Origin of the sequence: Halanaerobium salsuginis (genome assembly GCF_900114545.1) — a bacterium.
Taxonomy (GTDB): domain Bacteria; phylum Bacillota; class Halanaerobiia; order Halanaerobiales; family Halanaerobiaceae; genus Halanaerobium; species Halanaerobium salsuginis.
Genome location: NZ_FOTI01000041.1, coordinates 1 through 24631 on the forward strand (window position 1 = coordinate 1; position 24631 = coordinate 24631).

General features: G+C 35.2%; 44 protein-coding genes. 1 reads left to right on the plus strand and 43 read right to left on the minus strand.

What is annotated here, in order from left to right:
* Window positions 1–205: transposase family protein (locus BMZ74_RS11335; protein ID WP_089861759.1), on the minus strand; the 205-nt coding region annotated here is incomplete at its 3' end.
* A 461-nt stretch (window positions 206–666) separates the two neighbouring features.
* On the opposite strand from BMZ74_RS11335, the gene BMZ74_RS14820 reads away from it, so the two are divergent.
* On the plus strand, window positions 667–978 hold the full coding sequence (locus tag BMZ74_RS14820; RefSeq protein WP_342742445.1) for a hypothetical protein: 312 nt from the start codon (window positions 667–669) through the stop codon (window positions 976–978).
* 62 nt (window positions 979–1040) lie between these two features.
* On the opposite strand, the gene BMZ74_RS14550 is transcribed toward BMZ74_RS14820, so the two are convergent.
* The 42 genes from BMZ74_RS14550 to tuf form a co-directional block, all read right to left on the minus strand.
* Entirely contained in the window at window positions 1041–1202 is a 162-nt protein-coding gene (locus BMZ74_RS14550; RefSeq protein ID WP_177181437.1) for a hypothetical protein, read from the minus strand.
* Between the two features lie 123 nt (window positions 1203–1325).
* Entirely contained in the window at window positions 1326–2327 is a 1002-nt protein-coding gene (gene amrS, locus BMZ74_RS11345; protein WP_089862346.1) for an AmmeMemoRadiSam system radical SAM enzyme, read from the minus strand.
* Window positions 2320–2844 carry an AmmeMemoRadiSam system protein A gene (gene amrA / locus BMZ74_RS11350; protein WP_089862347.1) on the minus strand — a complete coding sequence of 175 codons (525 nt, stop codon included), beginning with the start codon at window positions 2842–2844 and terminating at the stop codon, window positions 2320–2322. Before amrA ends, amrS begins: the two co-directional genes overlap by 8 nt.
* Before the next feature lie 63 nt (window positions 2845–2907).
* Window positions 2908–3738 carry an AmmeMemoRadiSam system protein B gene (gene amrB / locus BMZ74_RS11355; protein ID WP_089862348.1) on the minus strand — a complete coding sequence of 277 codons (831 nt, stop codon included), beginning with the start codon at window positions 3736–3738 and terminating at the stop codon, window positions 2908–2910.
* A gap of 174 nt (window positions 3739–3912) precedes the next feature.
* Window positions 3913–4308, minus strand: a complete 396-nt coding sequence (gene rpsI / locus BMZ74_RS11360; protein ID WP_089862349.1) for a 30S ribosomal protein S9 — start codon at window positions 4306–4308, stop codon at window positions 3913–3915.
* A gap of 22 nt (window positions 4309–4330) precedes the next feature.
* Window positions 4331–4759: a 50S ribosomal protein L13 gene (gene rplM / locus BMZ74_RS11365; RefSeq protein WP_089862350.1), complete on the minus strand. Its 429-nt coding sequence runs from the start codon at window positions 4757–4759 to the stop codon at window positions 4331–4333.
* 130 nt (window positions 4760–4889) lie between these two features.
* The gene (gene truA, locus BMZ74_RS11370) at window positions 4890–5633 is read right to left on the minus strand and encodes a tRNA pseudouridine(38-40) synthase TruA (RefSeq protein WP_089862351.1); all 744 of its coding nucleotides are present in this window, start codon (window positions 5631–5633) and stop codon (window positions 4890–4892) included.
* A 10-nt stretch (window positions 5634–5643) separates the two neighbouring features.
* Window positions 5644–6435, minus strand: a complete 792-nt coding sequence (locus BMZ74_RS11375) for an energy-coupling factor transporter transmembrane component T family protein (protein ID WP_089862352.1) — start codon at window positions 6433–6435, stop codon at window positions 5644–5646.
* Window positions 6436–6437: 2 nt separating this feature from the next.
* Window positions 6438–7286, minus strand: a complete 849-nt coding sequence (locus tag BMZ74_RS11380; RefSeq protein WP_089862353.1) for an energy-coupling factor transporter ATPase — start codon at window positions 7284–7286, stop codon at window positions 6438–6440.
* A complete protein-coding gene (locus BMZ74_RS11385) occupies window positions 7280–8101 on the minus strand; it encodes an energy-coupling factor transporter ATPase (RefSeq protein WP_089862354.1) in 822 nt (273 codons plus the stop codon). The genes BMZ74_RS11380 and BMZ74_RS11385 overlap by 7 nt, the downstream gene beginning before the upstream one ends.
* Window positions 8102–8127: 26 nt before the next feature.
* Window positions 8128–8469, minus strand: a complete 342-nt coding sequence (rplQ, locus tag BMZ74_RS11390; protein WP_089862355.1) for a 50S ribosomal protein L17 — start codon at window positions 8467–8469, stop codon at window positions 8128–8130.
* Window positions 8470–8481: 12 nt separating this feature from the next.
* Window positions 8482–9426, minus strand: coding sequence for a DNA-directed RNA polymerase subunit alpha (locus BMZ74_RS11395; protein ID WP_089862356.1), 945 nt, complete (start codon window positions 9424–9426; stop codon window positions 8482–8484).
* A 52-nt stretch (window positions 9427–9478) separates the two neighbouring features.
* The gene (gene rpsD / locus BMZ74_RS11400) at window positions 9479–10105 is read right to left on the minus strand and encodes a 30S ribosomal protein S4 (protein WP_089862357.1); all 627 of its coding nucleotides are present in this window, start codon (window positions 10103–10105) and stop codon (window positions 9479–9481) included.
* Window positions 10106–10132: 27 nt separating this feature from the next.
* Entirely contained in the window at window positions 10133–10528 is a 396-nt protein-coding gene (rpsK, locus tag BMZ74_RS11405; protein WP_089862358.1) for a 30S ribosomal protein S11, read from the minus strand.
* A gap of 25 nt (window positions 10529–10553) precedes the next feature.
* A complete protein-coding gene (gene rpsM / locus BMZ74_RS11410) occupies window positions 10554–10925 on the minus strand; it encodes a 30S ribosomal protein S13 (protein WP_089862359.1) in 372 nt (123 codons plus the stop codon).
* An 18-nt stretch (window positions 10926–10943) separates the two neighbouring features.
* Complete coding sequence (rpmJ, locus tag BMZ74_RS11415) at window positions 10944–11057, minus strand: 50S ribosomal protein L36 (RefSeq protein WP_005487032.1); 114 nt, start codon at window positions 11055–11057, stop codon at window positions 10944–10946.
* 23 nt (window positions 11058–11080) lie between these two features.
* Window positions 11081–11305: a translation initiation factor IF-1 gene (gene infA / locus BMZ74_RS11420; protein ID WP_005487029.1), complete on the minus strand. Its 225-nt coding sequence runs from the start codon at window positions 11303–11305 to the stop codon at window positions 11081–11083.
* Between the two features lie 3 nt (window positions 11306–11308).
* Window positions 11309–11593, minus strand: coding sequence for a KOW domain-containing RNA-binding protein (locus BMZ74_RS11425; RefSeq protein ID WP_089862360.1), 285 nt, complete (start codon window positions 11591–11593; stop codon window positions 11309–11311).
* 81 nt (window positions 11594–11674) lie between these two features.
* A complete protein-coding gene (gene map, locus BMZ74_RS11430; RefSeq protein WP_089862361.1) occupies window positions 11675–12424 on the minus strand; it encodes a type I methionyl aminopeptidase in 750 nt (249 codons plus the stop codon).
* Window positions 12424–13074, minus strand: coding sequence for an adenylate kinase (locus tag BMZ74_RS11435; protein ID WP_089862362.1), 651 nt, complete (start codon window positions 13072–13074; stop codon window positions 12424–12426). The genes map and BMZ74_RS11435 overlap by 1 nt, the downstream gene beginning before the upstream one ends.
* Before the next feature lie 15 nt (window positions 13075–13089).
* Window positions 13090–14358 carry a preprotein translocase subunit SecY gene (secY, locus tag BMZ74_RS11440; protein WP_089862363.1) on the minus strand — a complete coding sequence of 423 codons (1269 nt, stop codon included), beginning with the start codon at window positions 14356–14358 and terminating at the stop codon, window positions 13090–13092.
* Between the two features lies 1 nt (window position 14359).
* Entirely contained in the window at window positions 14360–14803 is a 444-nt protein-coding gene (rplO, locus tag BMZ74_RS11445; RefSeq protein WP_089862364.1) for a 50S ribosomal protein L15, read from the minus strand.
* An 18-nt stretch (window positions 14804–14821) separates the two neighbouring features.
* Window positions 14822–15322, minus strand: a complete 501-nt coding sequence (gene rpsE, locus BMZ74_RS11450; RefSeq protein ID WP_089862365.1) for a 30S ribosomal protein S5 — start codon at window positions 15320–15322, stop codon at window positions 14822–14824.
* A gap of 16 nt (window positions 15323–15338) precedes the next feature.
* A complete protein-coding gene (gene rplR, locus BMZ74_RS11455) occupies window positions 15339–15695 on the minus strand; it encodes a 50S ribosomal protein L18 (RefSeq protein WP_089862366.1) in 357 nt (118 codons plus the stop codon).
* A gap of 22 nt (window positions 15696–15717) precedes the next feature.
* Complete coding sequence (gene rplF, locus BMZ74_RS11460; protein ID WP_089862367.1) at window positions 15718–16251, minus strand: 50S ribosomal protein L6; 534 nt, start codon at window positions 16249–16251, stop codon at window positions 15718–15720.
* Window positions 16252–16376: 125 nt separating this feature from the next.
* On the minus strand, window positions 16377–16775 hold the full coding sequence (rpsH, locus tag BMZ74_RS11465; protein WP_089862368.1) for a 30S ribosomal protein S8: 399 nt from the start codon (window positions 16773–16775) through the stop codon (window positions 16377–16379).
* Between the two features lie 20 nt (window positions 16776–16795).
* On the minus strand, window positions 16796–16981 hold the full coding sequence (locus BMZ74_RS11470) for a type Z 30S ribosomal protein S14 (RefSeq protein ID WP_089862369.1): 186 nt from the start codon (window positions 16979–16981) through the stop codon (window positions 16796–16798).
* Between the two features lie 29 nt (window positions 16982–17010).
* Window positions 17011–17550 carry a 50S ribosomal protein L5 gene (rplE, locus tag BMZ74_RS11475; RefSeq protein WP_089862370.1) on the minus strand — a complete coding sequence of 180 codons (540 nt, stop codon included), beginning with the start codon at window positions 17548–17550 and terminating at the stop codon, window positions 17011–17013.
* A 23-nt stretch (window positions 17551–17573) separates the two neighbouring features.
* On the minus strand, window positions 17574–17888 hold the full coding sequence (gene rplX, locus BMZ74_RS11480) for a 50S ribosomal protein L24 (protein WP_089862371.1): 315 nt from the start codon (window positions 17886–17888) through the stop codon (window positions 17574–17576).
* A gap of 14 nt (window positions 17889–17902) precedes the next feature.
* Window positions 17903–18271 carry a 50S ribosomal protein L14 gene (gene rplN, locus BMZ74_RS11485; protein ID WP_089862372.1) on the minus strand — a complete coding sequence of 123 codons (369 nt, stop codon included), beginning with the start codon at window positions 18269–18271 and terminating at the stop codon, window positions 17903–17905.
* Window positions 18272–18299: 28 nt separating this feature from the next.
* Window positions 18300–18554: a 30S ribosomal protein S17 gene (rpsQ, locus tag BMZ74_RS11490; protein ID WP_089862373.1), complete on the minus strand. Its 255-nt coding sequence runs from the start codon at window positions 18552–18554 to the stop codon at window positions 18300–18302.
* Window positions 18555–18579: 25 nt separating this feature from the next.
* Window positions 18580–18783: a 50S ribosomal protein L29 gene (gene rpmC / locus BMZ74_RS11495; protein ID WP_089862374.1), complete on the minus strand. Its 204-nt coding sequence runs from the start codon at window positions 18781–18783 to the stop codon at window positions 18580–18582.
* Window positions 18773–19207: a 50S ribosomal protein L16 gene (rplP, locus tag BMZ74_RS11500; RefSeq protein ID WP_089862375.1), complete on the minus strand. Its 435-nt coding sequence runs from the start codon at window positions 19205–19207 to the stop codon at window positions 18773–18775. The genes rpmC and rplP overlap by 11 nt, the downstream gene beginning before the upstream one ends.
* 29 nt (window positions 19208–19236) lie before the next feature.
* Window positions 19237–19881: a 30S ribosomal protein S3 gene (rpsC, locus tag BMZ74_RS11505; protein ID WP_089862376.1), complete on the minus strand. Its 645-nt coding sequence runs from the start codon at window positions 19879–19881 to the stop codon at window positions 19237–19239.
* A 3-nt stretch (window positions 19882–19884) separates the two neighbouring features.
* Window positions 19885–20226, minus strand: a complete 342-nt coding sequence (rplV, locus tag BMZ74_RS11510; protein ID WP_089862377.1) for a 50S ribosomal protein L22 — start codon at window positions 20224–20226, stop codon at window positions 19885–19887.
* A 28-nt stretch (window positions 20227–20254) separates the two neighbouring features.
* Complete coding sequence (gene rpsS, locus BMZ74_RS11515; protein WP_089862378.1) at window positions 20255–20539, minus strand: 30S ribosomal protein S19; 285 nt, start codon at window positions 20537–20539, stop codon at window positions 20255–20257.
* A gap of 18 nt (window positions 20540–20557) precedes the next feature.
* A complete protein-coding gene (gene rplB, locus BMZ74_RS11520) occupies window positions 20558–21394 on the minus strand; it encodes a 50S ribosomal protein L2 (RefSeq protein ID WP_089862379.1) in 837 nt (278 codons plus the stop codon).
* A gap of 27 nt (window positions 21395–21421) precedes the next feature.
* Window positions 21422–21712, minus strand: coding sequence for a 50S ribosomal protein L23 (gene rplW / locus BMZ74_RS11525; protein ID WP_089862380.1), 291 nt, complete (start codon window positions 21710–21712; stop codon window positions 21422–21424).
* Window positions 21709–22338, minus strand: coding sequence for a 50S ribosomal protein L4 (rplD, locus tag BMZ74_RS11530; protein WP_089862381.1), 630 nt, complete (start codon window positions 22336–22338; stop codon window positions 21709–21711). The genes rplW and rplD overlap by 4 nt, the downstream gene beginning before the upstream one ends.
* A gap of 26 nt (window positions 22339–22364) precedes the next feature.
* Window positions 22365–22985 (minus strand): 50S ribosomal protein L3, encoded by a 621-nt coding sequence (gene rplC, locus BMZ74_RS11535; protein WP_089862382.1) that lies wholly within the window; start codon window positions 22983–22985, stop codon window positions 22365–22367.
* Window positions 22986–23008: 23 nt separating this feature from the next.
* Window positions 23009–23320 carry a 30S ribosomal protein S10 gene (gene rpsJ, locus BMZ74_RS11540; protein ID WP_005486996.1) on the minus strand — a complete coding sequence of 104 codons (312 nt, stop codon included), beginning with the start codon at window positions 23318–23320 and terminating at the stop codon, window positions 23009–23011.
* A gap of 93 nt (window positions 23321–23413) precedes the next feature.
* Window positions 23414–24607, minus strand: a complete 1194-nt coding sequence (tuf, locus tag BMZ74_RS11545) for an elongation factor Tu (RefSeq protein ID WP_089862383.1) — start codon at window positions 24605–24607, stop codon at window positions 23414–23416.
* Between the last annotated feature and the right edge of the window lie 24 nt (window positions 24608–24631).

Here is a 24631-nt window from a genome sequence, read left to right on the forward strand (position 1 = left end):
CTGTTTTTTTATCTCGAAGAGAAGTATCCTGAATCATTTGAGTTTTTCTATCATGAATCTTTTCTGCTTTTTTGCCGCAGACAGGACATTTAACATGATCTATTTTATAGTCAGCTACAAAAACTAAATATTCCTCCGTTTTAATTAAATCTGTTGCAACTAGGTCTGGTAAATCCATTAAATCTGTGATAAGATTATTATGCATTTGCTTGACTCCTTTATTGAATTTTTGGTGTTGTAACTATTTAATTCAACGGAGCCAGGCAAATGCCTTTTTTATTTAGATATTTTTAGATTTACAGTTTTTTCTTCACAACATTAATTATACAACCCTATTTTTTAAAAGAAAATGATTTCGCTAACCTGCTTTATATTAATGATATTTTTAGTTTTGCTTTTAATGTACTGGGACATATTATTTTTCTGGGTATTATTTATAGTTATTTTAATCTGCTCTATGATTTTAACTTTAAAGATCTAGGTTTCTATTTTAAGAAAGATGAAATAAATCTTAAAATTTTATTTATTGCTTTAATATTTTTAAGTCTTGGTATTATATTAATTAACATCAATTTTATTGGCCTACACCCGACAGGATTTTTCCCAGTCAAATTAAGTGATCGTCTGTTAGCCCGATTATTTAGTGAAATACCTCTGATTTGTGCTATTCTTTTTGCTAGTTTTTTTACTGCTTGTGTTGAACAATTTTTATTTAATAAGATTATTTTTAGTATTTTTAATCTTTATCTACCTAAGTTATTAGCAGCTATTTTAACAGCTCTTTTCGGCAGTATAATATTTCTAGAATTTAACCCAGCTTTTATGTTAATCATATTTTTAGTTGTTTTAATCAGCAATTATCTCTACCTAATTAATAACAACAACCTTTTAGCTCCTACTATTTTTTATAGTATTTATTTAACTTTATACATAGTTTTTATTTATGGATTTGATTTTATGCTAATTAAATTCAGTTAAATATTATTATCACAAAAAAAAGGTCGGCCAAAGGCCGACCTAGAAAATTCAAAGAAATAAAACTATTCCCACAGTTTAAAGATTTTATTTATATTATTAATCTTGGCTGTGAGCTTGTCTTCACTATGATTGTGATAAAGATCTCCACTACATTTTTCGCAATAAAGCGCACCTGACCAATTTTTGCTTCCACAAACTTCACATTGAACATTTTTATTTTTCATTATTAAGCCCTCCTTATTCGCTTATATTATTATATGAGCTTAATTAAAGTATAGCAGCAGCAAATAAATGTGTCAAGCCCTAAAATAAAGAAATATAATTCTAAATTATTTGATAATTTTCGGTTAATTATTGGCTTTAAATCTACCATATATAATTTTGGCACAGTCAGGACAACAGTTATCCTGTAATAGGGACTCAATCTGATAACTATGCCGAGAAATCAATTTTTTACTACAGAAAGAACAATAAGTATCTGCTGTACCAGCAACAATTGCATTACCTAAATATACATTTTTTAGCCTTTCTTTAGCCACTTGATAGGCTTTTCTAAGAAACTCAATTTTGGTCGCTGGATTTTTCAGTTGATAAGCGGGAAAATAGCGGTTTAAATGTAGAGGTATTTCTTCATCTATTTTAGAAAGCCAGTTAACCATTTTAGTTACTTCAAGCATATCTGTATTTAAATCACTAACTAAAAGAGCTGAAATCTCAAGCTCTACTTTTTCAGCCAGATAAGCAATTGTATCTTTGATAGTTACTAGATCACCTTTAAAATACTTCTGATAAGTGCTGGCTCGAAAAGATTTAAGATCAATATTTGCAGCTGCTAAATAGGGAACTAATTCCTTTAATGGCTCTTGATTAATTAAGCCATTGCTAATCAAGATATTTTTTATTCCATTCTGTTGGGCCAACTTTGCTGTTTCTAACATATATTCATAAAAAACTATTGGTTCTGAATAAGTATAAGCAATAAACTTAAGCTGACGCTGCTGAGCAAATTTTATTATAGATTGAGGACTATAATAATTAAAATTTGATTGCTGCTGACTAATTTGCCAGTTCTGGCAATAAACACAGCTTAAGTTACAGCCCCAACTACCTAGAGAAAGAACCTCTGAACCAGGATAAAAATGATAGAGTGGTTTTTTTTCAATAGGATCGACTGCCAATGATGTTATTTGACCGTAGTTAAGAGAATATAATTCTCCCTGAATATTTTTTCTAACCTGGCATAAACCAGTGCTACCTTCTGATAATCTGCAAGATTGTGGGCAGAGCTGACAAAGCACCTGCCCTTTCTTTAAATTTTTATAATATTGAGCAGAATGATATTCACTCATCTTCACTAAATCTTTGAACTGTAAAACGATAGATTTCAACTACTGCTTCTTCTGTTAAGCCAGCTTTTCTTTTAGCAACTTTAAGCTGCTCTTCAACAGAATTTATTCCAGATAAGTCTGGTAGTAACAAACCACTCTGGTGTCCTCCTTTAACTAAAACTCCATATTTACCAGGGTCTAGTTCTGCTTGTTCAGTTACTAATTCTGCAGCTGACAGCAGATCAACTGAAACAGTTATTTCTGATAACTCTTCTTTTTCTAGAGCTGGAAAGCGAGGATCATTCTCTGCTGCAGTTATTGCATTACTAACAATTTCCTCAGCCGCATTTTCCTGGACTGGTTTAAAAGTACCCATACATCCCCTTAGTTTATTTGCTTTCTTAATAGTGACAAAAACTCCAGCTGACTTATGTAAAATCTCTGGCAGTTCAGCTAGATTAACTTTAAGCTGTTCTCCCTGACTGATATATTTAACAATGGCCTGTCTGGCAAGTTTAGTTATTTTGTTATTTTTCATAACTTATCAATCCCTTCTTTAATTTAAAATAGTTTAACAAAACGGCAACTAATCTAATCAGCTTTAATTATTTATTTCAATAAATGCAGTTCCATAGCCAACGCCAAAAGGAGCCTGATAAGAATTAACCTTTGCTTCGATACATAGATTGTCCAGGACACCAGCTAAAATAATTAAAGGACGCAGGCCACATTCTCCTGCTTTATTTATCAGATCAGGATCAAGTTTAGTTAATTCTTTCAATTTGTTTTCATTCAATAATTTTATTACTTGCTCATCAAATAAATGTGCTTTTTTATTATAACCAGCTGGAGCTCCCTTTTTGAGACGATGAGAAAGATCTCCACTAGCAACTACCGCAATTTTATAACCAAATTCATTAGCGACTTGAGCAATTTTCTGACCAATCATATACAATTCCTGGTTAGGTAGTAAACCAATGATAAGTGGAATAAGCGGCTTATTTAGACCAGCTTGTTCTAAATAATATAAGGGTACTAAAATCCCATGATCAAGTTCCTCTTCAATTTCATAATCAACCAAACTGGCTTTATCTAGTGCCTGCAGTGCAAGGTTAGCATGTTTTGCTTCTATTACTAGCTTCTTGGCAAAATCAGTTGCTGATTTTGCTTTAAATACAATTTCAGGATAAGAAAACTTTGCAAAACTCCCGATTAAATTTTCTTTAATAATTACAGAAGCGTGTGAGCGAAAAACTGGTCCATGTGGGGTAATAAAAACAAGCAAATCAAAATCTTGACTTAATCTAGTTATCTCAGCTGCCGTTTGTTGCATACCAGTAACTGTTAGCTGCGCTTTTTTTAACTCACTTCTACCAATTTCAGGTATGGCAAGCGGTGGATGAGGAAACAAAGCTGCACAGTTGATGCTCATTAAGCTCACCTCCAAATTAGCGCTAAATCAAATAAATAATAAAAGTTTTAACTCTTAATTAACTACATTATACAATAAAACAATTAAAAACAAAATAAAGTTATTAAATTTATAAAATAAATAATAAAAAAAAGCAGAGAATAATCTCTGCTTGTAATAAAATAAAAATAATATTTATCTTTTGGAAAACTGAGGACTTTTTCTTGCCTTTTTGCGGCCATATTTTTTTCTTTCTACCATTCTTGAATCTCTAGTTAAGTAGCCTGCTTTTTTAAGTGGTCCTCGGTAATCTTTATCTACTTCAAGCAGAGCTCTAGCAATACCGTGACGAACTGCTCCAGCTTGACCTGAAAGTCCACCACCGTTTACATTTACATAAACATCAAAAGTATTATCTGTACTAGTTAATTCCAGGGGTGATAAAATATCTTTAATTAATGATTTACGATTAAAATAATCATTAATTTCAACATCATTGACTAAAAATTTACCATCACCAGGCAATAGTCTAACTCTTGCTGTAGAAGTTTTTCTACGACCTGTACCTCTATATTGTACTTCAGAAGCCATTTAATAAATTCCTCCTCTCAAATTAAAGTTCTAAGTTTTCTGGTTGTTGGGCCTGATGGGGATGATTAGGTCCACTATAAACTTTCAGTTTCTTAATCATTTTATTACCAAGTTTATTATGGGGAAGCATTCCTTTAACTGCTTTTTCAATAATAAACTCTGGGTTTTTTACTAGAAGCTCTTTATAACTAACTTCTTTAATACCACCAGGATAATTTGTATGTCTATAATAATTTTTTTGATCCCATTTATTACCTGTCAATTTTATTTTTTCAGCATTAACTACAATTATATAATCCCCTGTATCTACATGAGGAGTAAATGTAGGTTTATGTTTCCCTCTAATATATTGTGCAATTTTTGAAGCAAGTCTACCTAGAGTTTTATCTGCTGCATCAACTACATACCAGTTGCGCTCAATTTCTTCATTTTTTGCCATATAAGTTGACATGAATATACCTCCTTAATTAAAATTCTTTACAATTACTTGAATTTATCCTCAACGGGGCTGTTGTTGGACATAATAATTCATAGTAATTTTAATACAATCTTCTTCTTTTGTCAAGTAATATTAACTTAAATTAATCATAAAGGACTTCTAATAAAGTCAAACCTTGCGCCGGAGCTGTAGCTCCTGCCAATTTACGATCACACTCAATTAAGGCCTGCTTCACATTAGAAATAGTCTTTTTACCTATTCCTATTTCTAATAAAGTCCCAACTAAAATTCTTACCATATTATACAAAAATCCATTTCCAATAACATCAAACCAAATTTCTTCTGCTGTTTGAATAACATCAAAAGAATAAATAGTGCGAACAGTTGATTCTACTGAAGATCCCGCTGCACAAAAAGCAGCAAAATCATGCTGACCTTCTAATAGATTGGCAGCTTTTTGCATCTGCTTAAGATCTAATTTTTGAGAAACTCTATATACAAAATTCCGGACAAAAACTGAATTAAAATTACTGTTTAAAATTCTATATCTATATTTTTTGCCCCTTGCGTCATAACGAGAATGAAAATCTTGAGCTACCAGTTTAGCCTCACGACAAATAATATCACCCGGTAGAACTGTATTTAAAGCAATTGGAATTTTTGTTACTGGAATATTTACGTCAAGAAAGAAATTAGCTGTCTGACCTGCCGCGTGAACCCCAGCATCTGTTCTTCCTGCTCCAGTAACTCTAACTCTACTTTTATTAAGTGTAGTGAGAGCTTCTTCCAATTTTTGCTGAATTGTTTGAGCTGTGTTTTTCTGTATCTGCCAGCCACTGTAGTTACTGCCATCATATTCAAGTGTAATTTTATAATTTTGAGCCATCTAAAATCACCTAAAAGAATGATACAGTTACTGCAAGTATAACTACTATTAATAATGCAATAAAATCATAATACTCATATTTTAATTCATGCAGCCTGGTTCTACCTTCTCCTCCCCGGTAACAGCGAGACTCCATAGCCAGAGCAAGATCATCAGCCCTTCGAAATGCACTAATAAATAGTGGTACCAGGAGAGGAATTAAACTTTTAGCTCTTTGAATTAAATTGCCTGATTCAAAATCTGCACCTCTTGCCTGCTGAGCTTTCATTATTTTATCAGCCTCTTCTAATAAGGTTGGAATAAAACGCAGTGCAATTGTCATCATCATTGATAACTCACTTGCTGGTACTCCTACTTTTTTTAAAGGAGATAAAATATATTCAATTCCATCAGTTAATTGTAAAGGAGAAGTTGTTAACGTTAAAAGTGAAGTAAATAAAATTAAAATTAAAATTCTACTTACCATAAAAACACCTGTATATACACCAGCAGATTCAATACTAATAAACTTCCAGGACCAGAGTACCTGGCCTCCTTTAGTTAAGAAAACATGAATTAACAGTGTGAAAAGAACTAAAATTAAAATTGGTTTTAAACCTCTCAGTACTTTTGCTACTGAAATTTTGGCTAAAAAAATAATCACAAAAATAAAGGCCAAAAAAAAGCCAAAACCAACAAATGAATCAATAGTAAATAAAGCGATAATTAAAAGAGTTGTAATTATAATTTTTATCCGCGCATCAAGGGCATGAATAATAGAATCTCTAGCTAAATATTGACCTATAGTTATATCTTTTAGCATATTTATCTGCTCCTCAATGCTGTTACAATCTCTTGTGCAGCCTTTTCAACTGAAAAAATATCGACTTTAACATTTAATCCTTGTTCTTTAAGACGCTGCAAAATTTCTGTTATCTGAGGTAAATCAAGTGATAAACTATGCAGTTTCTCTTCTTTAGTAAAAACCAACTCTGGTTTATCATCAATGACAATTTCTCCCTGATGCATTACAATAACTCTGCTTGATAACTCAGCAATCTCTTCCATTCTATGCGAAATCAAAATTATAGTCATCTGCAATTCTTGATAAAGATAATTCAAAAGATTAATTAACTGCTTTCTGCCCTGAGGATCAAGGCCAGCACTTGGCTCATCAAGCACCAATACGTCAGGCTGTAAAGCTAAAACACCAGCAATTGCAACTTTGCGCTGCTGACCACCACTTAAGTTAAAAGGTGAACGATCTTTAAATTTTTCAAAATCAAGTTCAACTAATTTCATAACCTCTTTGACTCTATTTTCAATTTCAGTTTCATTCAAACCTAAATTTTTAGGTCCAAAAGCTATATCCTGATAAACAGTTTCTTCAAAAAGCTGATGTTCAGGGTATTGAAAAACAAGTCCTACATGGCGCCTGGTTTTCTTAAGATTACTTTTTTCATTAGTAATATTTTTGCCATTCACTTTAACTACACCTGAGCTTGGAATAATTAAACCATTAAAAAGCTGAACTAAAGTTGACTTGCCAGAACCAGTATGACCAACTATTCCAATAAATTCACCTTTATCAATTTGCAAATTTATATTTTTCAATGCTTTAACATTATTTTCATCTTGATAAACATGACTCACATTAGCAAGCTCAATTAACATATTGATTTCACCAACTCATCTACTGTTAAAACATCAGGAACTGCTACTTTTTCCTGACGTAAATACTCTGCTACCTCAACTACAACAGGAATATCCAAATTTATTTTTTTCAACTCTTCAACATGTCGAAAGATATCTCTTGGGCTTCCCTGGCGAAGTATCTTACCTTGATTCATTACAATAACTTGATCAGCATTTACAGCTTCTTCCATAAAATGAGTAATATGGACAATAGTAATTCCTTTTTCTTTATTTAAATACTCTATTGTTTCCATAACTTCTTTTCTACCTTGAGGATCTAGCATTGCAGTTGGCTCATCAAGCACAATACAATCTGGCTCCATTGCAATAACACCGGCAATTGCTATTCTTTGCTTCTGACCCCCTGATAATTTATGAGGAGCAAATTTTTGAAAACCTGACATACCAACCATTGTCAACGCTTTATCAATTCGCTCTCTAATCTCTGCCCCAGGAATCCCTAAGTTTTCTGGACCAAATGCTACATCATCTTCTACAATAGAAGCAACTAATTGATTATCAGGATTTTGAAAAACCATGCCAACTTTTTGTCTTATTGACCAGGTATTTTCTTTAATAGTACTATCAAGACCAGCAACAGTTAATTTACCACTGCTGGGCATCAAAAGTACATTAAGTAATTTAGCTAGAGTAGATTTGCCCGAACCATTTGAACCAATTATAACAGCAAAATCACCGGCTTCAATCTGCAGATTAATATTTTGCAGGGCCGGTCTCTCACTGTCATCATTTTCATAAAGATAAGCTACTTCTTCAATTTCTATCAGGCTCATATTAACACCTACAATCAGGAATATATTTATTCTACAAGTTCAATTATAGCTTGTTTAGCTGCATCACCTTTACGGGGATACATTTTTAAAATTCTAGTATAGCCACCAGGTCTTTCAGAATATTGTGGTGCAATTTCATCAAATAATTTAGTCACAATTTCTTTATCTTTAATTTTTTTCATTACACTTCTTCTTGAGCTTAAATCATTAGTTTTAGCTTTAGTAATTAATTTTTCTGCATAAGAACGCAGCTCTTTAGCTTTTGGCAAAGTAGTTTGAATTCTACCCTGACGGAAAAGTGAAGTTGCCAGATTACTCAGCATAGCCTGGCGGTGAGCTGATCTTTTCTGTAATTTACGCTTAGCCATCTAAATCCCTCCTTAAATTTCGTTATCTTTCAATTCTAATTCAAGTTCATCTAATTTATCTTTGATTTCTTGCAAAGATTTTTTACCGAGATTACGAACTTTCATTAGATCATCTTCTGTTTTACTAACAAGCTCATCAACTGTATTAATTCCTGCTCGTTTCAAACAGTTAGAAGAACGAACAGATAGTTCCAATTCTTCAATTGTTGTATCAAGTATTTTATCTTTTTCTTCTTCTTCAACTTCAACCATAATTTCCACATCTTCTATTTCATCAGTTAAATTAATAAATAATTCAAGATGTTCAACCATAATTTTTGCAGCTAAACTAATTGCATCATCAGGATTAATGCTACCATTAGTATTAACCTCCAGTACCAACCTATCATAATCTGTTACCTGACCAACTCGGGTGTTTTCAATATTAAAGTTAGCTCTAGTGATAGGACTAAAAGAAGAATCAATCGGAATTAAACCAATTACACTATCAAAATCCTGCTTATTTTCTTCAGCAGTATGATAGCCTCTGCCCTTTTTTACAGTTGCCTCTAAGATTAATCTACCACCTTCAGCTAAAGTAGCTAAATGATGATCTTTGTTAATCACCTGGACATCACCTGAAGAAATAAAATCACCAGCTGTGACTTCTCCTTCTCCTTCTGCTTCCAGTCTAATTGTTGTTTGTTCATCACCTGAATATTTAACAACAACTTCTTTTAAGTTTAAAATCAAGTCTGTCATATCTTCAACTACTCCCGGAATAGCTGAAAATTCATGTTTTACTCCTTCTACTTTAACTGAGGTAAGGGCAGCCCCAGGCAAAGAAGAGAGTAAAATTCGACGTAGAGAATTACCAAGAGTAGTTCCATATCCTCTTTCTAAAGGAGAAATCTCGTATCGGCCATATTTCTCAGTACTTTCAAGTCTTTCTACACGTGGTTTTTCAATTTCTATCATCTTATCAGTTTACCCTCCTTAAATTGACAATTTTATGACTGAGGGCATTCATTTACCGTGAATAATACTCGACAATCAGGTGTTCTTCTACCGGATAATCGATATCTTCCCTCTCTGGTAATGCTACAACTGAACCTTCTGCTTTTTCAAGATCTGTACTTAACCATTCTTGAGTAGCTAAGTCTGAGTTATATTCAAAAACTTCTTTAAAGCGATTAGTTTTACGGCTGGAATCTTTAACACTTATTACATCATCTACTTCTATTTGATAGGAAGGAATATCTACTTTACTACCATTAACTAGAATATGACCATGTAAAACAAACTGTCTTGCTTCACTTCTTGAGCTAGCAAATCCCAATCTGAAAACTACATTGTCCAGTCTTCTTTCTAATAATTGCAAGAAGTTTTCACCAGTAACTCCGGGGAGAGTTTCTGCTTTCTGGAAATAATTATGGAATTGTTTTTCCATAATACCATAAATTCTTCTTACTTTTTGTTTTTCTCTTAACTGTGAACCATATTCTGAAACTTTTTGTCTACCTTGACCATGTTCTCCTGGAACATAAGGTCTGCGATCAAATGAACATTTATTACTATAGCAGCGGGAACCTTTTAAATATAATTTTTCGCCTTCTCGTCTGCATAATTTACAAACTGCACCTGTATATTTTGCCATTTTTACACCTCAACTTTCTCTAAATAATTATATACGTCTTCTTTTTGGGGGACGACAACCATTATGTGGGATAGGAGTAATATCTTTAATTAAAGTTACATTTAAACCAGCTGCCTGGAGAGTCCTAATTGCAGATTCTCTACCAGAACCCGGTCCTTTAACAAAGATTTCAATTTCTTTCAATCCCATGTCTTTTGCTTCATCGGCAACATTTTCAGCTGCTAATTGAGCAGCAAAAGGAGTACTCTTACGTGAACCTTTATAACCTACTTTTCCCGCACTTGACCAGGCAATTACTTTACCTTCTGTATCGGTAATTGAAATAATTGTATTATTAAATGTTGATTTAATATGTGCCTGACCTTTTTCTATATTACGTTTTACTTTTCTTCTTCTGCGTGAAGTTTTTTTGGATTTAGCCATTAATTATATTCCCTCCTTACTTAAACTATTTAACTCTAGAAACACCAACAGTACGCTTAGGACCTTTTCTAGTCCGAGCATTAGTTTTAGTTCTTTGTCCTCTAACAGGTAATCCTCTCCGGTGACGAAGACCTCGATAGCAGCCAATATCTTTTAAACGCTTAATATCAGCTCTTCTTTCTCTTCTTAGTTCACCTTCAACGATATAATTAGCATCAATTTCACTTCTAAGACTTGAGATTTCAGCTTCAGTTAAATCTTTAATTCTTGTATCAGGATCAACACCTGTATTTGCCAAAATTTCCTGAGCAGAAGTTTTACCAATTCCAAAAATATAAGTTAATCCAATTTCTACCCTCTTATTTCTAGGCAGATCAACACCCTCAATTCTAGCCATGATTTCACCTCCGTAATTTTATCCTTGACGTTGTTTGTGCTTAGGATTTTCACAAATAACCATTACTTTACCATTGCGTCTAATTACTTTGCATTTATCACAAATCGGCTTAACAGATGGTCTTACTTTCATTAACATTCACCCCTTGTGGTAATTTATTTCGCTTTATGTCGATAAGTAATCCGGCCACGACTCAAGTCATAGGGAGAAAGTTCTACTGTTACCTTATCACCAGGTAAAATTCGTATAAAATTCATCCTCATCTTGCCTGAAACATGTGCCAGAACTTTATGTCCATTTTCAAGTTCAACTCTAAACATTGCATTTGGCAGGGGTTCAACTACTGTCCCCTGGACTTCAATGGGATCTTCTTTTGCCATAAACTATTTTACCTCCTCTTGTTCTAAATAATCCTTAATCACTAAGCGAACATCTTCACTTCTAATCCTTTTTTTACTCTGTAACCAACCCAAAAATTTATCTGAAATTTGGTCTGTAGTAACTAAATGTCGGATATTTTTATACTTAGGATTATTAAACTTTCTTTTTACACCATCGACAATTTTAACTTTTCTGTCTGACTCAATATTTATAACTAGGTAATAATTACCCTTATCTCTCCCGGCAGTCGATATTACAATTTCGCCAACCTGAAAAGCAGTCTCCAATTAAATCACTCTTTCTCTCGATAAATAATTTATGCACTGCAAATTATTATATCATAAATATAATTAAAGCTGCAATAAAAGTTACACTTTACTTAAAATTTCAACTCCAGATTCTGTAATTGCAATTGTATGCTCAAAATGAGCCGATAAACTATGATCTTTTGTAATTACAGTCCAATCATCTTCCAGAGTTTCAACTTCATAACTGCCAATGTTAACCATCGGCTCAATTGCCAGGGTCATACCTGCTTTTAATTTAGGACCTTTACCTGCTGGTCCAAAATTAGGAATTTGAGGGTCTTCGTGCATATCCCTTCCAATTCCATGGCCTACATAATCACGTACTACAGAAAGTCCATTTGCCTCTACATATTTCTGAACAGCATGAGAGATATCAAATAAACGATTGCCGATAATTGCTTTTTCTATTCCTTTAAGAAGAGATTCTTCAGTTACTTTAAGTAATTTACTGGCACTAGCTGAAACTTCACCAACTGCATGTGTTCTGGCAGCATCTCCATTAAAACCTTCATAAAATGTTCCAATATCAATACTTACAATATCGCCTTCCTCTAAATAGCGATGTTCAGTTGGGATGCCATGCACAACTTCTTCATTAATTGAAATACAAACTGAAGCTGGAAATCCTTGATAACCTTTAAAAGAAGGAACAGCACCTTTATTACGAATAAATTCTTCAGCCAGACGATCTACTTCTGCAGTAGAAATTCCTGGTTTAATAATTTCTTTTAAATAAGCATGAGTTTCTGCAACAATTTGGTTTGCCTCACGCATTATATCAATTTCACGCTTCGATTTCAAGATAATCATTATTTATGCGCCTCGATTAAATTCAATAGTTTTTGTTGAACTTTATCTATGCCACCAACACTCTGAACTTCAGATAAAACATTTTTTTCTTGATAGTAATTAGCAAGTTTAGCTGTTTTGGCTTTATTAACTTCAATTCTTTTTTTAACAGTTTCTGGTTGATCATCACTGCGCTGAATAACTTCACCACCACATTTATCACAAACCCCTTCTACTTGAGGGGGATCATTTTTTACATGATAAGTAGCTCCACAGTCAACACAAACTCGACGACCAGATAACCTTTCAGTCAAAATATCAACATCAGCCTGTAGATAAATAGCCAGATCAATTTTTCTATCTTGAGCAGCTAAAATATCACTCAAAGCTTCCGCTTGCTTAATGGTTCTGGGGAAACCATCAAGAATAAATCCAGATTTACAATCAGCTTCTTCTAGCCTTTCTTCAACTATACCAATTGTAACTTCATCTGGAACTAGTTCCCCCGCATCTATAAATGATTTAGCCTTTTTTCCTAATGGAGTTTCATTTTTAATGGCTTTTCTAAAAATATCACCTGTCGCTATATGAGGAATTTCTAAAGCTGTCTCTAATTTCTTGGCCTGTGTTCCTTTGCCAACTCCAGGTAGTCCCAATAGAATAATATCCATTATATTGCCTCCTTTTTATTTCATGAAACCTTCATAGTGTCTCATCAGGAGATGGGATTCAATTTGTTCCATAGTTTTTAAGGCCACACCAGTCATAATGATTAAAGATGTACCACCAAAACTAATCGATACACCGGTTAGTGGTCTCATCACAAATGGTAAAACTGCAACTATAGTTAAGAAAATTGCTCCTGCAAGAGTAACCCGCATCAATACTCTATCCAGATAATTAACAGTTGGTTTTCCAGGCCTAATCCCTGGAATAAATCCACCATATTTTTTCATATTATCTGCTACTTCTTCTGGATTAAAAGTAATTGCAGTATAAAAATAGGTAAAGAACAGAATCATTAATCCATAAAGAATCAGGTAAAGAGTTGAACCAGGGCTAATTGCACTGGCTAAACCAGCTGCCCAATCATAAGGTAGAACCTGGGCAATAATACCAGGAAATAAAAGCACTGATGAAGCAAAGATAACTGGAATTACTCCAGCTTGATTAATTTTCATTGGTATATGAGTACTTCTACCACCATACACTCTTCTGCCAACAATTCTTTTAGAATATTGGACTGGAATTCTTCTTTCTCCCTGCTGAACAAAAATAATTCCAGCAATAATTACAATAGCCAAAACAACAAAAATCAAGACATTTAAAATAGAGATTGTTCCAGCCTGTAAAAGTTCATAATTATTATACATATCTGATGGAAAACGGGAAATAATAGAAGTGAAAATGATAATTGAAATTCCATTTCCAATTCCTTTATCTGTAATTTGCTCTCCCAGCCACATTAAAAATGCTGTTCCAGCAGTTAAACTTAGCACAATTAAGGCAATATCAAAAGCGGTAGCATTTGGTACTGCACCAAAACGTTGAATATACATTGTAATACCGGCAGCCTGAATTAAAGCTAGCACAATAGTTCCATAACGTGTATATTGAGCAATTTTTTTACGGCCCTCATTACCCTGTTTAGAAAGTTCTTCTAATTTGGGAACAACAACAGTTAATAACTGCAAAATAATTGAAGCAGTAATGTAGGGGGTGATACTCATTGCAAAAATTGTAAAGTTCTTTAAAGCACCACCTGCAAATAAATCTAAAAAGTCAAGAGCTCCGCCAAAATTACCCCCGAAGAGCCTTTCCTGAAGCAAACCAACATTTACCCCAGGAACTGGAATATGTGCTCCCAGGCGATAAACAGCCATCATAGCAAGCATAAACAAAACTTTATTACGCAATTCCTTTACTTTAAAAACATTACTGAGAGCCTTAAACAATTTAAATCACCTCTGACTTTCCGCCAGCAGCTTCTATCTTTTCTCTGGCAGAAGCAGTAAATGCATGTGCTTTGACATTCAGTGCAACAGAGACTTCACCTTTACCCAAAATTTTAACACCATGTTTAGCTAGATTTACAATAATACCTTTTTCCAGCAATAATTCTGGGGTTACAGTTTCATCGGCTGTAAATTTATTTAATTGATAAACATTAACTTCATTAAATTCTTTTTTAAATTTATTATTAAATCCTCTTTTAGGAAGACGTCTAAAAAGAGGGGTCTGTCCACCTTCAAAAGTTGGACGTACTTTTCCTCCAGAACGAGCATTCTGTCCATTTGCACCTCTACCGGAAGTATAGCCACGCCCAGAGCCAGTTCCACGACCAACTCTACGATGACTCTTTTTATATCCAGCAGCAGGTTTTAGATTATTTAATTTCATCCTTACACCTCCTTGATATTATCCAATTAATTCTTCTACAGATTTACCTCTTAATTTGGCAACTTCCTCTGCACTTTTAAGTTCTTTAAGGCCAGTAAGTGTAGCATTAATCATATTAATCGGATTAGATGTTCCCAGAGATTTTGTTAAGATATCGCTAATTCCAGCCAGCTCGATTACTGCACGAACAGGTCCACCAGCGATAACTCCTGTACCAGGAGCAGCAGGTTTTAGAAGAACTCTTCCTGCCCCAAAAACTCCAGTTTTCTCATGGGGAATTGTAGTATCTACAATTGGAACTTTGATTAATTCTTTTTTAGCTGCATCTATACCTTTTCTGATGGCTTCAGGCACTTCATTTGCTTTACCAATACCTGCACCAACATGACCTTCTCCATCTCCAACAACTACTAGAGCACTGAAGCTGAATCTACGGCCACCTTTTACAACCTTGGCTACACGATTAATATTAACTACGCGCTCTTCAAGGTCGAGTTTATCAGCATTAATTTTACTCATTAATTTACCTCCTTAATTAAAACTTCAGCCCCTCTTCACGGGCGGAATCGGCGAGAGCTTTTACTCTACCGTGATATTTATAACCACTTCTGTCAAAGACTACTGAATCTACACCTTTTTCTAAAGCTCTTCTAGCAGCAAGCTCACCAACTAATTTAGCAGCTTCTTTATTGCTGGCAACTTCAATGGAATCTTTTAGAGCTGGATCAAGAGTAGATGCAGAAGCAATGGTAGTTCCAGAAAGATCGTCAATAATTTGCACATAAATATGCTTTAAACTGCGGGTAACGTTCATCCTTGGGCGTTCAGGTGTTCCCACAACTTTATTTCTAATTCTCTGCTGGCGTTTTTTTCTTGCTTCTCTTTTACCCATCACATTCACTCCTTTCTATCTATTAACCAGTTTTACCAACCTTACGTCTGATATGTTCTCCCACATATTTAATTCCTTTGCCTTTGTAAGGTTCTGGTTTTCTTACTTCACGAATTTTAGCTGCTGTATCTCCTACACGCTGTTTATCAATACCTTTAACGGTAATATTAGTATTTTTTTCAACTTCAAATGAAATTTCGCCTTCTGGCTCAATAATTACTGGATGAGAATAACCGACTTCTAATTTAAGGTTCTTACCCTGTACCTGGGCATTATAACCTACACCGACCATCTCCAATTTTTTTTCAAAACCTTTATTAACTCCTTCTACCATACCTTCAATTAAACTTCTTACCAGGCCATGCATAGAGCGAGCAGTAATATCTTCACCATTTCTATTTACAATAATTTCTCCCTCGCTGACATTAATGTTAATGCCAGGTTTAAAAGTTTTTTCTAACTCACCTAAAGGTCCTTTTACTTTTACCTGCTGTCCATTAACTGTTACTTCAACTTTTTCCGGGATTGCAATTGGTAGATCACCAATACGTGACATGATTTTCACCTCCGTATATTTTAACTGAGAAGCTATTAGATTAAATTTCGTACTAAGATCCAGGAGCTAATAATTTAAATCATTGCTAATAGCCCAGGGATCTTTCGTAAATTTATTGCTTCATATTACCAGACATAGCAGAGAACTTCTCCACCAATACCTTTTTTACGTGCTTCCCGATCACTCATAACTCCTTGAGAAGTTGAGATTACGGCAATACCAAGTCCACCCAGAACTTTTGGCACTTCATCTTTGCCAACATAAACTCTTAAACCGGGTTTACTTATTCTTTTAATACCACTAATAACTTTTTCATCGTTTTCACCATATTTTAAATATACCCGAATCATGTTTTGGGGCTTTCTTTCAACTAATTTCATATCAGAAATAAAACCTTCTGCCTTTAAAAGCTCACCAATGCTGGCTTTAACCTGAGAAGCGGGAATATCCACTCTACCTTTACCTACACTGTTAGCATTGCGAATCCGGGTCAGCATATCTGCTATTGGATCTGTCAAATTCATTTACAAACCTCCTTCCAGTTTTACCAGCTTGCTTTTTTAACTCCAGGAATTTCGCCTTTATGGGCTAATTCACGGAAACAAATTCTGCATAAATCAAATTTTCTCATGTAACCGCGTGGTCTTCCACATCTACTGCAACGGTTAACTTTACGTGTTCCAAATTTAGGCTCTTTCTTGGCCTTTTCAACTAACGCTTTACGTGCCAAACTAAACCCCCCTTAATTTATATAGGTCTCTATTTCTTAAAAGGCATTCCCATTATTGATAATAATTCAAATGCTTCTTCATCGGTCTCAGCTGAAGTTACAATTGTAATCTCCAGTCCATGTACATTATCAACATTATCGATATTAATTTCAGGGAAAACAGTATGCTCACTTATTCCTAGACTATAATTGCCGCGTCCATCAAATGACTTTGGAGAAACACCTCTAAAGTCACGAATACGAGGCATAGTAATATTGATTAGTTTATATAAGAATTCATACATTAACTCACCGCGTAAACTAACTTTAACTCCAACTGGCATTCCCTCTCTAATCTTAAAATTAGCAATAGATTTTTTAGCTCTGGTAATAGTAGGGCTCTGACCAGTTATTCTGGCAATTTCTTCAACAACAGTATCCAGAAGTTTAGTATCGTCCTTAGCATCTCCCAACCCAACATTTATAATAAGTTTTTCAATTTTTGGTACCTGCATAACATTATCATAGGAGAACTTCTCCATTAATTGGGGTAGAATTTCTTCTTTATATTCGTTTGCTAATACTGACATTTCTGGACCTCCTTCCACTTTATTTATTTGTCGATATCCTCATCACATTTTTTGCATTTTCTTACTTTTTTTCCGTCTTCTAAATATTCAACGCCAGCCCTTGTCTTCTCATCACAGCGGGGGCAGACGAGTTGAACATTTGAAGCATGAATAGCTGCTTCATTTTCTATAATTCCACCCTGTGGCATATCTTGAGTAGGACTCACATGACGGTGAACAATATTTACACCTTCAACAATAACACGATCTTTTTTTGGAATAACTTTTAAAATCTCACCGCGTTTTCCTTTGTCTTTACCAGATATTACTTCCACAGTGTCACCTTTTTTTATTCTCAATCCAATCCCCTCCTTTATAATACCTCCGGTGCAAGGGAGATAATTTTCATATAATTCTTTTCCCTCAGTTCACGGGTCACAGGACCAAAAATACGTGTACCCTTAGGATTATTATTATCATCTATTATAACAGCTGCATTTTCATCAAATCTAATATAAGTCCCATCTTTGCGTTTGAGAGATTTTTTAGTTCTAACTATAACAGCTTTTGCAACTTCACCTTTTTTAACCATTCCATCTGGAATAGCTTCTTTTACAGTAACTATAATTTTATCTCCAATTTTAGCATATTTCTTTTTGGAGCCTCCAAGTACCTTGATACATAAGAGTTCACGGGCACCAGAATTATCCGCTACCTTCAAACGGCTTTCAGATTGTATCATTTTCAGGCCCTCCTTTCTAAACTAATACTTATTTTGCTTTCTCGATAACTTCAACCAGACGCCATCTCTTAGTTTTGCTTAAAGGACGGGTCTCCATAATTTTAACAATATCACCCTGATTACAAATGTTTTCTTCATCATGTACTGTGTATTTTTTAGTCTTTTTGACAACTCTTTTATATTTAGGATGCTGAGTTTTTCTTTCAACAGCAACAGTGATAGTTTTATCACGCTTGTCACTAACTACAACACCTTTACGCTCTTTACGACTATTTCTTTCCATGATAAACCTCCTTTCCTTAAAAGAATTATGCCCGTTCTATACCAAGTTTTCTTTCCCGCAGAATAGTTTTAATTCGGGCGATAATTCTTTTAACCTCTTTAATTCGCATTGGATTATCCAGCTGTGCAGTTGCATGCTGGAAACGAAGGTTAAATAATTCTTCTTTAAATTCGCGGGCTTTTTGTTCTAACTCTGCTTCTGTTAAGTTTCTTAATTCATCAGCTTTCATCGGCCTCACCTTCCATTCCCTCTCTTGCTACAAATTTAGTTTTAATAGGTAGTTTGTGAGATGCAAGCCGCATTGCTTCTCTGGCGACCTCTTCTGGAACACCAGCTAACTCAAACATAATTCTACCCGGTTTAACAACAGCTACCCATTTTTCCGGTGAACCTTTACCACTACCCATCCTAGTTTCAGCAGGTTTGGCTGTTACAGGTTTATCCGGGAAAATTTTAATCCAGACCTTACCACCACGTTTAATACTTCTAGTAAGGGCAACACGAGCAGCTTCAATTTGTCTATTAGTAATCCAGGCGGGTTCCAGGGCCTGTAGGCCGTATTCACCAAAAGTGATTTTTGTTCCCCGCTGAGCTTTACCTTTCATTCTTCCTCTCATTTGCTTACGATGTTTAACTCTTTTAGGTACTAACATCAAAGAGCCTCCTTTCCTACATAATCTATCTATTCTTCGTTCAGTTCAGGCAGTACTTCACCTTTATTAATCCAAACTTTTACACCAATTAACCCATAAGTTGTATCAGCTTCAGCGAATCCGTAATCAATGTCAGCTCTCAGTGTATGTAGTGGAACACTACCTTCACTATAGCCTTCACGTCTGGCCATTTCGGCGCCACCAAGACGGCCGCTACTTTGAACTTTAAATCCTTCTGCTCCCATGCGCATTGCTCTATTTAAAGCTTGTTTCATTGCTCTCCGGAAAGAAATTCTTCTTACTAGTTGAGCAGCAATATTTTCGGCAACTAATTGTGCATTAAGCTCTGGATCTTCTACTTCAACAACATTAATTTGTACAGTTTTGCCAGTCAAAGCTTCGATTTCGTTTCTTAAAGCTTCTACTTCAGAGCCACCACGACCAATTACCATTCCAGGTCTGGCAGTATAGACATCAAGTTTCAACCTATTAGCAGCTCTTTCAATTACAACTCGGGAGATTCCAGCCTCAAACATCTTTTCCTTTACATGACTTCTAATCTCTTGATCTTCATTTAAAAGTTTGGAATATTCATTTTTATCTGCATACCATTTTGCATCCCAATCTTTAATAACTCCAACTCGGAGACCATGTGGATTTACTTTTTGACCCAAGTTCTATCCCTCCTCTGTATCGCTTACAACGATTGTAATATGGCTAGTTCTTTTATTAATTGGGCTAGCCGAACCCTGAGCTCTTGCTTTCCATCTTTTCATAGTTGGACCTTCATCAACAAATGCACTGCTGACTGTTAGGTCTTCAACAAACATATCATGATTATTTTCAGCATTAGCTACTGCTGAATTCAAAACTTTTTCTACCATTCGTGCAGCTTTTTTTGGTGTGCTTTTTAAAATTGCTACTGCAGTATTAACGTCCTTACCCTTAATTAAGTCTGTAACCAGTCTTGCTTTGCGGGCAGTAATACGCAGATGCTTAGCAACTGCTTTTGCTTCCATTTTAAAACCCCCTTACTAACAATATTTCTTATTTAAGTGCTGTTGAACGTTCTGTATGGCGGCTGTGACCTCTAAAGATTCTAGTTGGAGCAAACTCTCCTAATTTATGTCCTACCATATCTTCAGTTATATATACAGGTACATGTTTCCGGCCATCATGAACAGCAATTGTATGTCCAACCATTTCAGGGAAAATGGTTGAGCTTCTGGACCAGGTTTTAACTACCTGTTTTTTTCCGCTCTCATTCATTTCTCTGATTCTGGCAATTAATTTTTCTGAGACAAAAGGTCCTTTTTTGATAGATCTAGCCATCAATAACCCTCCTTTCTACTACTTGCGTTTCTTAGCATGACGCGAACGAACTATATACTTATCAGAACGCTTTGGTTTACGTGTCTTTTTACCCATAGTAGGTTTACCCCACGGTGTTACAGGATGTCTACCAGCAGGTGATTTTCCTTCTCCACCACCGTGTGGATGGTCATGAGGATTCATTACTACACCACGCACATGTGGTCTCTTACCTTTCCAGCGGCTGCGGCCAGCTTTACCAACTGTTATATTTTCATGATCAATATTTCCAACTTGACCAATTGTTGCTTTACATTGTTGGTGAATTAATCTTACTTCTCCAGAAGGCATTTTCAAATGAACAAACTTACCTTCTTTAGCAAGAATTTGAGCCATTGCACCAGCAGAGCGAGCAATTTGACCACCTTTCCCAGCCTGCAGTTCAACATTATGCACAATTGTACCAACAGGAATATCTTTTAATTGTAGAGCATTACCTGCTGTAATATCAGCTTCAACTCCAGTTTCTAAGATATCACCCACCTGGACTTTGTCAGGAGCAAGAATATATCTCTTTTCTCCATCAACGTATTGTAATAATGCAATTCTTGCAGAACGATTTGGATCATATTCTATAGTCTTTACTTTAGCAGGAATTCCATCTTTATCCCGCTTAAAATCTATTAAACGATAGCGGCGCTTATGGCCACCACCTTGATGACGGCTTGTAATCCTACCGTTCGCATTACGACCACCTTTTCTCTTCATAGGAGCCAGCAGGCTCTTTTCAGGCTGATCAGTTGTAATTTCAGCAAAAGCTGAAACAGTCATATAACGCCTGGAAGGTGTGGTAGGTTTAAAACTTTTTATAGCCATCTCTATTCCCTCCTTTTCGAATTATTTTTAGAGGCCTTCGTAAATCTCAATTTCTTCTCCATCAGCAAGTTTAACCAGGGCTTTCTTCCAGTCTGGTTTTTTACCAATGTGGAAACCAAGTCTTCTCTTTTTACCTCTAACATTAATTGTATTAACATTTATTACTTTTACAGAAAAAATTTCTTCAATTGCTTTTCTGATTTCAACTTTATTTGCTTTTTTAGCTACTTTAAAAGTGTAAGTATTTGCTTCCTGCATTTGTTCCATTGTATTTTCAGAAATAATAGGTGCTATGATAATATCTCTTGCATCTTTCATTCTCCCAGCACCTCCTCAACCATCTTAACCGCTTCTTCAATGAAAATTACCATTTCATTATTCAGAAGATCATAAGCATTAATAGAACCGGCCAGCAGTGTTTTTACATTAGGAATATTGCGGGCAGATAGATAAAGGTTATCATCTTTTTCCGGCATAACTATTACAACTTTTTTATCTGCTAATTTTAAGTCAGCTAGTATCTCAGCAACTGCTTTAGTTTTTGGCTGATCAAGTTCTATTTTATCAATTAACATTAATTCTCCACGTTGAACTTTATCAGTCAGTACAGATCTCAAAGCTAATCTTCGCATTTTTTTGGTTAATTTTTTATCATAACTACGGGGAGAAGGTCCAAAAGTAATTCCTCCACCTACCCATAATGGGGAGCGAATACTTCCATGGCGGGCACGTCCTGTTCCTTTTTGTCTCCAGGGTTTACGGCCTCCACCACGAACTTCTCCTCTAGTTTTAGCAGAAGAATTACCACTTCTACGGGCAGCTAATTGAGCATTTACAACCTGATGTACTACATGTGTGTTTATTTTATCTGCAAAAACAGAATCAAGTAATTCTACCTGATCTAATTCTTTTCCATTTTGATTATATTTTGCTACTTGCGGCATCAAAAATCCTCCTTTCTCAACTTTATTTAATTGTTAGCTGATTTAATTTCAAGTATTGCTTTTTTTGCTCCTGGTACTGGACCAGCAATTAAAAGCAGATTACGATCTAAATCAACTTTAACTATTTCCAGATTTTTTTCAGTAACTTTGTCACTACCCATTCTACCAGGTAATTTAAAGCCTTTAAAAACTCTCCTTGCATCTACAGCACCAATAGAACCTGGTGCCCTGTGGAAGTGAGAACCATGAGTATTGGGACCAGAATTATGGTTCCATCTCTTAATATTACCAGCAAATCCTTTACCTTTAGAAATACCAGTTACATTTACCAGTTCTCCAGCAGCAAAAATATCTGCTTTAACTTCACTACCTTCACTTAGTTCAAGATCTAAACCTTTAAACTCTTTTAAATGTTTTTTAGGTTCTAAATCACGTCGTTCAAATTGACCAAGTTGTGGTTTGTTTAATCGATGCTTTTTAATTTCACCAAACCCGAGCTGCACTGCATCATAACCATCTTTTTCTGTAGTCTTGATCTGTGTAACAACACAGGGACCGGCCTCAACTACAGTCACAGGCACTAGCTCTCCATTATCTTTAAAATACTGAGTCATCCCCAGTTTTTTTCCTAAAATAGCTTTAGCCATAGCCTAATAACACCTCCTGACAATTAAAGTTTAATTTCTATGTTTACTCCCGCTGGCAGGTCAAGCCTCATCAGGGAGTCTACAGTTTTCGATGTTGGATCGAGAATATCGATCAGTCTTTTATGAGTTCTCATTTCAAATTGTTCTCTAGAATCTTTATGAACATGAGGTGAGCGTAATACTGTAAATACCTCTTTTTCGGTCGGAAGAGGTACTGGACCAGATACATCTGCACCTGTTCTTTCAGCAGTTGCAACAATCTTTTCTGCTGATTGATCGAGGAGCTCATGTTCAAAAGCTTTTAGGCGAATCCTTATTTTTTCATGTTTTGCCATTTGCTTACCTCCTTAATCTTTAGCAATTTAAGCTCAATTGAGAGCTTCGGAGCATAGAAAAAGCGAGGAGACAAACTCCTCTGCTTTTTTTAATTACTCAATAATTTCAGTAACAACTCCAGCTCCAACTGTATGTCCACCTTCACGAATTGCAAAACGTAATCCTTCTTCCATTGCAATCGGAGTTATCAATTCGCCAGACATTTCAATGTTATCTCCTGGCATTACCATTTCTACTCCTTCTGGTAAATGAATTGATCCTGTTACATCTGTTGTACGGAAGTAAAACTGAGGTCTGTATCCATCAAAAAATGGTGTGTGTCTTCCACCTTCATCTTTACTTAATACATATACCTCTGCATTAAACTTTGTGTGAGGTGTTATACTGCCTGGTTTTGATAATACCTGGCCTCTTTCTATATCTTCTCTTTTTACACCTCTTAATAATGCTCCAATGTTATCTCCTGCTACTGCTTCGTCTAACAGTTTACGGAACATTTCTACTCCTGTTACTACTGTTGTTGTTGTATCTTTTATTCCTACTAGCTCTACTTCATCTGATGGATGTAATGTTCCTCTTTCTACACGACCTGTTGCTACTGTTCCACGTCCTGTAATTGAGAATACATCTTCTACTGGCATCAAGAATGGTTTGTCTGTATCTCTTTCTGGTTCTGGAATATAACTATCTACTGCTTCCATAAGTTCGATAATCTTACTTCCCCATTCTCCTTCAGGATCTCCATTTTCCAGTGCTTTTAATGCTGATCCTACTATTACTGGAATATCGTCTCCTGGAAATTCATATTCGCTTAATAATTCTCTTACTTCCATCTCTACCAGTTCGATTAATTCTTCATCGTCTACCATATCTGCTTTATTTAAAAAGACTACGATTGATGGTACTCCTACCTGTCTTGCTAAAAGAATATGCTCTCTTGTTTGAGGCATTGGACCATCTGCTGCTGATACTACCAGAATTGCTCCATCCATTTGAGCTGCTCCTGTGATCATATTTTTTACATAGTCAGCATGTCCCGGGCAATCTACGTGAGCATAATGTCTTGTTTCTGTTTCATACTCTACGTGAGAGGTTGCTATTGTTATTCCTCTTTCTCTTTCTTCAGGTGCATTATCTATTGTATCAAACGCCCTTACTTCTGCCCCTCCATAATTTGCTAATACTGTTGTTATTGCTGCTGTCAGTGTTGTTTTTCCATGGTCAACATGGCCTATGGTTCCTATGTTAACATGGGGTTTTGTTCTTTCAAATTTTGCTTTTGCCATTTTTCTTCCTCCTTAAAATTTTAT